Genomic DNA, 6,704 nt, shown 5'->3' with positions numbered 1-6,704 from the left:
GCCCTTGATTCCGCGCCGGGGAGCGACCGCTCAGGGCTCCAATCCGTCACAGGGCACCTTGTGTCAGGTGGCGAACACTAGCGTTCAGGCAAGGGGCCGGCAAGCTGTTCCTTGGCGCGCGTTCCACAAGCCCTATCCCGGGCCACCAGCGCGGGACGCTTTGCGTCCAACAGGCAGCGATCTGGACGGAGACGGTTTTTTCCTTCCCGCGCGACGTCGCGCGGAATGGGGCTGCGGTGCGGTAATCCCGGGCGAAATCTAAAGCGCTTTCTGTCGGCCAAATCCGAACAGGACCAAGGCCATGCAGTTCCGGCAGCGTTATCGCCGTGCGGGAGAGGGCGGCGAGGCGCGGCGGACTGGCGCCCTGCATTTCGCACCAGGGCCGCTCCGCTTGGGGGCGCTCCGACGCCAATCTGCGGCGCGCGCGGCATCACCGCCCCCAGAGCGCCGGCGGACCCGCAGGTCCGCCGCGCCCCACACCCGGGTCACTCGTTCACGCTGTCCTTCAGCGCCTTGGCGATGGTCATCTTGACGGCCTTGTCGGCGGGCTTGGTCATGGTCTCGCCGGTGGCGGGGTTGCGGACCTGACGCTCGGGGCGGGCGCGGCAGGCGATCTTGCCGATGCCGGGCAGGGTCACGGCGCCGCCGTTGGACACCTCTTCGGTGATGATGTCGGTGATCGCGTCCAGCGCGGCCGAAGCGGTCTTCTTCTCGGTGCCCATCTTCTCGGCGATGGCGGCGACAAGCTGGGTCTTGGTCATCGGTCTGGGGTTCATTCTGTCTCTCCTGGTTGCATCACGCCTTTTTGTCCGGCGTGTTTCATTGCCGCGCGCATCTAGCGACAAGTTGCAGCGGGGCACAATCGCCCAAGCGGCGCTTTTCGGCGATTTCCACAGGAAATGATGCAAAAAAACGCCGCTACCCTACAGAAAGGCAGTCTCGTCAAAGCTGCGCAGCTTGCGGCTGTGGATGCGTTCCAGCGGCATTTCGCGCAACAGTTCCATGGCGCGAATCCCGATCTGCAGGTGCCGCGCCACCTGGGTCTTGTAGAACGCACTGGCCATGCCGGGCAGCTTCAACTCACCGTGCAGCGGCTTGTCGGACACGCACAGAAGCGTCCCATAGGGCACGCGAAAGCGGAACCCGTTGGCGGCGATGGTGGCACTTTCCATGTCCAGCGCGATGGCGCGCGACTGTGACAGCCGCTGCACCGGGCCGGACTGGTCGCGCAATTCCCAGTTGCGGTTGTCGATGGTGGCCACGGTGCCGGTGCGCATGATCTTCTTCAGCTCATAGCCTTCCAGCTGCGTGACCTGCGCCACCGCATCCTGCAGCGCGATCTGGATTTCCGCCAGCGCAGGGATCGGCACCCAGACCGGCAGGTCCGCGTCCAGCACGTTATCCTCGCGCAGATAGGCATGGGCCAGGACGAAATCGCCCAGGGATTGCGAGTTCCTGAGCCCCGCGCAATGGCCCACCATCAGCCAAGCATGGGGGCGCAGCACGGCGATATGGTCGGTCGCCGTCTTGGCGTTCGACGGCCCCACCCCGATATTGACCAGCGTGATCCCCGCATTGCGCCCACGTTTGAGGTGATAGGTCGGCATCTGCGGCAACCGCGCGACACCCGGCAGGGGCGCGTCGGCCTCGGTGATGACCTGATCGCCCGGGCCGACGAATTCGGTATAGCCGCTGTCAGGGTCGGCCAGGGCGGCGCGGGCAAAAGCCTCGAACTCATCCACATAGAACTGATAGTTGGTGAACAGGATGTGATTCTGGAAATGCTCGGCGCTGGTGGCCGTGTAATGGGCCAGCCGCGCCAGCGAATAATCCACCCGCTGCGCCGTGAACGCCGCCAGCGGGGTGGAGCCATCGGTGTTGCGCACGCCCTCGCCGTTGACGATGTCATCATTGGTGGTGGCCAGATCCGGCACGTCGAAGATATCGCGCAGGCTGAGCGTCATCTCGCCGTTTTCAGGCAGGGCCACATCGCCGCGCCCGGCCATGGCGAAATGGATGGGGATCGGCACGGTGGAGCCCTGCACCACCACGGGGACCGAGTGATTCTGCATCAGAAGCCCGATCTGCTGTTCCAGGTAATTGCGGAACAGGTCAGGCCGGGTGATCGTCGCCGCATAGGTGCCGGGCTGGGCCACATGGCCAAAGGCCAGCCGCGAATCGGCCTGGTCATAGCGCGTGGTGGTGATGCGAATTTCCGGGTAGAAGGCGCGGAACCGGGCCTGGGGCACCTCGCCGGCGACCACGGCATTGAAGCGCGCGATCAGAAAGGCCGTCGCCTCGGCATAAAGCGCGTTCAGATGCGCCACGGCGGCGGCGGCATCGGTAAAGCTGCGCGGTTCGGAGGCGGGCGGGGTGACGATGTCAAAGGCGTTGGTCTGGTCCATCTTTGCTCCGATCTTGCAGGCGCTGCACAGTGCCACCGAACCGCGCCCCAAGGCAAGCGCGGGCGGGGTCTGGTATCCCCCTGCTCCAGCGGCTATGGCAAGGGGCCGGAACGCATTGGGGGCAGGTTTGGATTTTCGCGCGATACTCATGGGGTTGGCCTTTGCGCTGATGTGGTCCTCGGCCTTTACCTCGGCGCGGATGATCGTGCTGGACGCCCCGCCCCTGACGGCGCTGGCGATCCGCTTCCTGATCTCGGGGGTGATCGGCATCGCCATTGCCCGCGCGCTGGGACAAAGCTGGGCGCTGACGCCGGCGCAATGGCGGGCAACGGCGCTGTTCGGGGTGTCGCAGAACGCCATGTATCTGGGGCTGAACTTCATGGCCATGCAGACGATCGAGGCCGGGCTGGCCGCGATCATCGCCTCTTCCATGCCGCTGATGGTGGCGGCGGCCAGTTGGGTGTTCCTGCGCGAACGCCTGCGCCCGCTGGCGATGGCGGGGCTGCTGGCGGGGTTTGCAGGGGTCAGCCTGATCATGGGAATGCGGCTGGGCGCGGGGGTGGATCTCTATGGCCTGACGCTCTGCGTGATCGGCGTACTGGCGCTGACGGTGGCAACGCTGTCGGTGCGCACGGCCTCGGCCACGGGCGGGAACCTGTTGATGGTGGTGGGGCTGCAGATGCTGATCGGCGCCGCCGCGCTGGCCGTCCCCGCCGTCCTGTTCGAAAGCTGGGAGGTCACCTGGACCCCGCGCCTGATCGCCGCCTTCACCTATACCACGCTTATCCCCGGGCTGGCCGCCACCTGGGTCTGGTTCCTGCTGGTCGCGCGCATCGGCGCCATCCGCGCGGCGACCTTCCACTTCCTCAACCCGTTCTTTGGCGTGGTCATCGCCGCGATCCTGCTGAACGAGGCTTTGGGCATCTATGACGTGATCGGCGTTCTGGTCATTATGGCGGGGATCCTGGCCGTGCAGATCGCCCGCCGCCCCCAACGCACGGGCTGAGCGCCTTGCAGCCCGCCCGCCCGGGCTTTATGACCGCCGCCAACCCCCGGCTGCCAGAGGACCCGCGCCCATGATCCCCCGCTATTCCCGCCCCGAGATGGTCGCCATCTGGTCGCCCGAGACCAAGTTCCGCATCTGGTATGAGATCGAGGCCCATGCCTGCGATGCCCAGGCTGCCCTTGGCGTGATCCCCGCCGACAGCGCCGCCGCCGTCTGGCGCGCGAAGGACGTGGAATTCGACGTGGCGCGGATCGACGCGATCGAGGCCGTGACCAAACATGACGTCATCGCCTTCCTGACCCACCTGGCCGAGATCATCGGCCATGAGGAAGCCCGCTTCGTCCATCAGGGCATGACCAGTTCCGACGTGCTGGACACCACCTTCAACATCCAGCTTGTCCGCGCCGCTGACCTGCTGCTGGCCGATCTGGACGCGCTGCTGGAGGCCCTGAAGCGCCGCGCGTTCGAGCATAAGGACACCATCCGCATCGGCCGCTCCCACGGCATCCACGCCGAACCCACCACCATGGGCCTGACCTTTGCCCGCTTTTACGCCGAAATGGCCCGCAACCGCACCCGGCTGGAGGCCGCCCGGGCCGAAGTCGCCACCGGCGCGATTTCCGGCGCCGTGGGCACCTTCGCCAATATCGACCCGTCGGTGGAGGCGCATGTCTGCGCCAAACTGGGCCTGAGCCCGGAGCCCATTTCCACCCAGGTCATCCCCCGCGACCGCCACGCCATGTTCTTTGCCACCCTCGGCGTGATCGCCTCCTCGGTCGAAAACATCGCCACCGAAATCCGCCACATGCAACGGACCGAGGTGCTGGAGGCCGAGGAGTTCTTCTCCAAGGGCCAGAAGGGCTCCAGCGCCATGCCGCACAAGCGCAACCCGGTGCTGACCGAAAACCTGACCGGGCTGGCACGGATCGTGCGCGGGATGGTGGTGCCGGCGCTGGAAAACGTGGCGCTCTGGCATGAGCGTGACATCTCGCACAGTTCCGTCGAACGCATGATCGGCCCCGACGCCACCGTGACGCTGGATTTCGCGCTGTCCCGCCTGACCGGCGTGATAGACAAGCTGGTGGTCTATCCGGACGCGATGATCGCCAACATGAACAAGTTCCGCGGGCTGATCCACTCGCAGCGGGTGCTGCTGGCGCTCACGCAAAAGGGCGTCTCGCGCGAGGATGCCTATACCCTGGTCCAGCGCAACGCCATGAAGGTCTGGGAAGAGGGCCGCGATTTCCAGGAGGAACTTCTGGCCGACCCTGACGTCCGCGCCGCCATGTCTGACGCCGAAATCGCCGCAAATTTCGACATTGCGCATCACACAAAGCATGTGGACACAATTTTCGAACGGGTTTTTGGGGGCAACGGGTAATTTTCTTCTGGACAGCCCCCGTCCTGTGCTATGTTCAACGCGGGAGCTAACGGAGGACTGACCATGAAGACCAAGGCAACCCTGGCTGCTCTGGCCCTTGCAATGACCCCCTCGCTGGCACTGGCATGGGGCGGCTGCGGCAGCATGACCCCGCAACAGACCGCCGCCGCCTGCAGCGACGGGCAGGTCTGGGACAGCGACACCAGCAGCTGCATCACCCCGCTCAGCAGCTAAGGCCGCACCACCGGATCTCAGGCCGCGCCCCACACCGGGCGCGGCCTTTTTCATGCCTGTTCTTCGCCGCACAGGTTGCCCCTGTCCGGCGCCCGCGCCGGACAGCGCCCCCGGGCCGCGCAGGGTGGGCGGGTGGGCGCGGCTCGGGGGCGCTTCCCCGGCCCCCCACACGCACCAGCCACTCAGAATATCGCGTCCAGCGCCGCCCTCCAGCGCTCCAGCCGCGCGCGGTTGACCCCCAGATCGGACCGCCCGAACCGCGCCCGCGCAAAGGCCGAAAAACTCGCCCCCTCGCCCACCGGCCCCACCTTGACCGAGGTATAATCCGGATACCCCATGATCGGCGTGCGGGTCACATAGGTCATATGCCCGCTCTCGACCGAGCCAGCCAGCAATTCCGCCCCATCGGCCCGCGCAATCCCGTCCAGGGTCTGCGCCAGAGCCTCGGGGGTGGTGTCATAGACCGGCGCGATCGCATCGCCCCCCACCAACCGGATCAGGTGGTAATTCGGCGTGCCTGGCCGCGCCACCAGGGTCGGATCCTCATGCCAGCGCGCCGGATCATGCGGCGCCAGCCGGATATAGCCCATTACCGCCACCACCACCCCCAGCGCCGCCAGAACCGCCAGCTTGATCATCCCCGCGCCTCCTTGCCCGCGCAATAAAGGCACAGCAGTTCCGTCGCCACATGCGCCCCCGCCACCGCCGTCGCCCCCGTCAGATCATAGGGCGGCGAGACCTCGACCACATCGCCCCCGGTCATCGCCAGCCCCCGCAACCCGCGCAACGTCACCGCCACCTGATTGGGCGTCAACCCGTTCCAGACCGGCGTGCCGGTGCCGGGCGCAAAGGCCGGGTCCAGCGCGTCGATGTCGAAACTGACATAGCAGGGACCCTCGCCCACGATCCTGCGCACCTTGGCCGCCACCGCCTCGGGGCCGTCGCGGTGCATCTCGAACGTGTCGATCACATTGACGCCCAGGTAATCCGGGCATTCCGTCCGGATGCCGATCTGGACCGAGCGTGCCGGGTCCACATAGCCCTGCTTCACCGCCTTGTACATCATGGTGCCATGGTCGATCCGCGCCATGTCATCATCTGCCCAGAGGTCCGAATGGGCATCGAACTGCACCACCGCCATGGGGCCGAACCGCGCCGCATGGGCGCGCAGGATCGGCAGGGTGATGTAATGATCGCCGCCCAGCACCAGCGACCCGGCGCCCGCGTCCAGAATGGTGGCGATATGGGCGCTCAGCGCATCCGGGAAGTCCTGCACGCGGGCATAATCGAAGGCCAGATCGCCATAATCCACGATCCGATGCGTGCTCAGCGGATCGAACCCCCAGCCATAGGGCGGGTCCGCCGCCTGCAGGGTCGAGGCCTCGCGGATCGCCCGCGGCCCAAAGCGCGTGCCGGTGCGATTCGTCACCGCCTGATCGAAACACACCCCCGTCACCGCCAGATCCACCCCGGCCAGATCCTTGCTGTAACTGCGGCGCAAGAAGCTGATCACCCCGCCAAAGGTGTTTTCATAGACCTGGCCACGGCGCACCGGCCCGCTCAGCGCCGCATCGACCTGGTGTTCCGCATCCTGCAATGCCATGGTGTTGCCTCCGGGGGATAATCACGCCAGAATATGATCAAATTCCTCCCCAAGGCAACCACTCCGGCCCGCAGC

At 66.3% G+C, this 6,704-nt stretch carries 7 protein-coding genes; 3 read left to right on the top strand and 4 right to left on the bottom strand.

Features of this window, described 5'->3' with window-relative positions; all coding sequences use genetic code 11:
- Nucleotides 1-485: 485 nt before the first annotated feature.
- Both HUK65_RS12780 and HUK65_RS12775 read right to left on the bottom strand, forming a co-directional pair.
- Nucleotides 486-776: an HU family DNA-binding protein gene (locus HUK65_RS12780; RefSeq protein WP_179906659.1), complete on the bottom strand. Its 291-nt coding sequence runs from the start codon at nt 774-776 to the stop codon at nt 486-488.
- A gap of 147 nt (nt 777-923) precedes the next feature.
- Complete coding sequence (locus HUK65_RS12775; RefSeq protein WP_179906658.1) at nt 924-2,405, bottom strand: AMP nucleosidase; 1,482 nt, start codon at nt 2,403-2,405, stop codon at nt 924-926.
- 127 nt (nt 2,406-2,532) lie between these two features.
- On the opposite strand from HUK65_RS12775, the gene HUK65_RS12770 reads away from it, so the two are divergent.
- From HUK65_RS12770 to HUK65_RS12760, 3 genes are all read left to right on the top strand, one after another.
- Nucleotides 2,533-3,411, top strand: a complete 879-nt coding sequence (locus HUK65_RS12770) for a DMT family transporter (protein WP_179906657.1) — start codon at nt 2,533-2,535, stop codon at nt 3,409-3,411.
- 70 nt (nt 3,412-3,481) lie between these two features.
- A complete protein-coding gene (purB, locus tag HUK65_RS12765; protein ID WP_179906656.1) occupies nt 3,482-4,792 on the top strand; it encodes an adenylosuccinate lyase in 1,311 nt (436 codons plus the stop codon).
- 63 nt (nt 4,793-4,855) lie between these two features.
- Complete coding sequence (locus tag HUK65_RS12760; protein WP_179906655.1) at nt 4,856-5,026, top strand: hypothetical protein; 171 nt, start codon at nt 4,856-4,858, stop codon at nt 5,024-5,026.
- Between the two features lie 182 nt (nt 5,027-5,208).
- Here the strand turns inward: HUK65_RS12760 and HUK65_RS12755 are convergent, their stop codons facing one another.
- Both HUK65_RS12755 and speB read right to left on the bottom strand, forming a co-directional pair.
- Nucleotides 5,209-5,664: a DUF1499 domain-containing protein gene (locus HUK65_RS12755; RefSeq protein ID WP_179906654.1), complete on the bottom strand. Its 456-nt coding sequence runs from the start codon at nt 5,662-5,664 to the stop codon at nt 5,209-5,211.
- Nucleotides 5,661-6,629: an agmatinase gene (gene speB / locus HUK65_RS12750; protein ID WP_179906653.1), complete on the bottom strand. Its 969-nt coding sequence runs from the start codon at nt 6,627-6,629 to the stop codon at nt 5,661-5,663. Before speB ends, HUK65_RS12755 begins: the two co-directional genes overlap by 4 nt.
- Between the last annotated feature and the right edge of the window lie 75 nt (nt 6,630-6,704).

Origin of the sequence: Rhabdonatronobacter sediminivivens (genome assembly GCF_013415485.1) — a bacterium.
GTDB classification, from domain to species: domain Bacteria; phylum Pseudomonadota; class Alphaproteobacteria; order Rhodobacterales; family Rhodobacteraceae; genus Rhabdonatronobacter; species Rhabdonatronobacter sediminivivens.
The sequence above is the reverse complement of the archived record's forward strand: the minus strand, read 5'-3'. Positions and strand labels throughout refer to the sequence as shown.

Coding starts and splice junctions, on each gene's coding strand:
- purB (WP_179906656.1), top strand. CDS start 3,482: ATGATCCCCCGCTATTCCCGCCCCGAGATGGTCGCCATCTGGTCGCCC.
- HUK65_RS12780 (WP_179906659.1), bottom strand. CDS start 776: ATGAACCCCAGACCGATGACCAAGACCCAGCTTGTCGCCGCCATCGCC.
- speB (WP_179906653.1), bottom strand. CDS start 6,629: ATGGCATTGCAGGATGCGGAACACCAGGTCGATGCGGCGCTGAGCGGG.
- HUK65_RS12775 (WP_179906658.1), bottom strand. CDS start 2,405: ATGGACCAGACCAACGCCTTTGACATCGTCACCCCGCCCGCCTCCGAA.
- HUK65_RS12755 (WP_179906654.1), bottom strand. CDS start 5,664: ATGATCAAGCTGGCGGTTCTGGCGGCGCTGGGGGTGGTGGTGGCGGTA.
- HUK65_RS12760 (WP_179906655.1), top strand. CDS start 4,856: ATGAAGACCAAGGCAACCCTGGCTGCTCTGGCCCTTGCAATGACCCCC.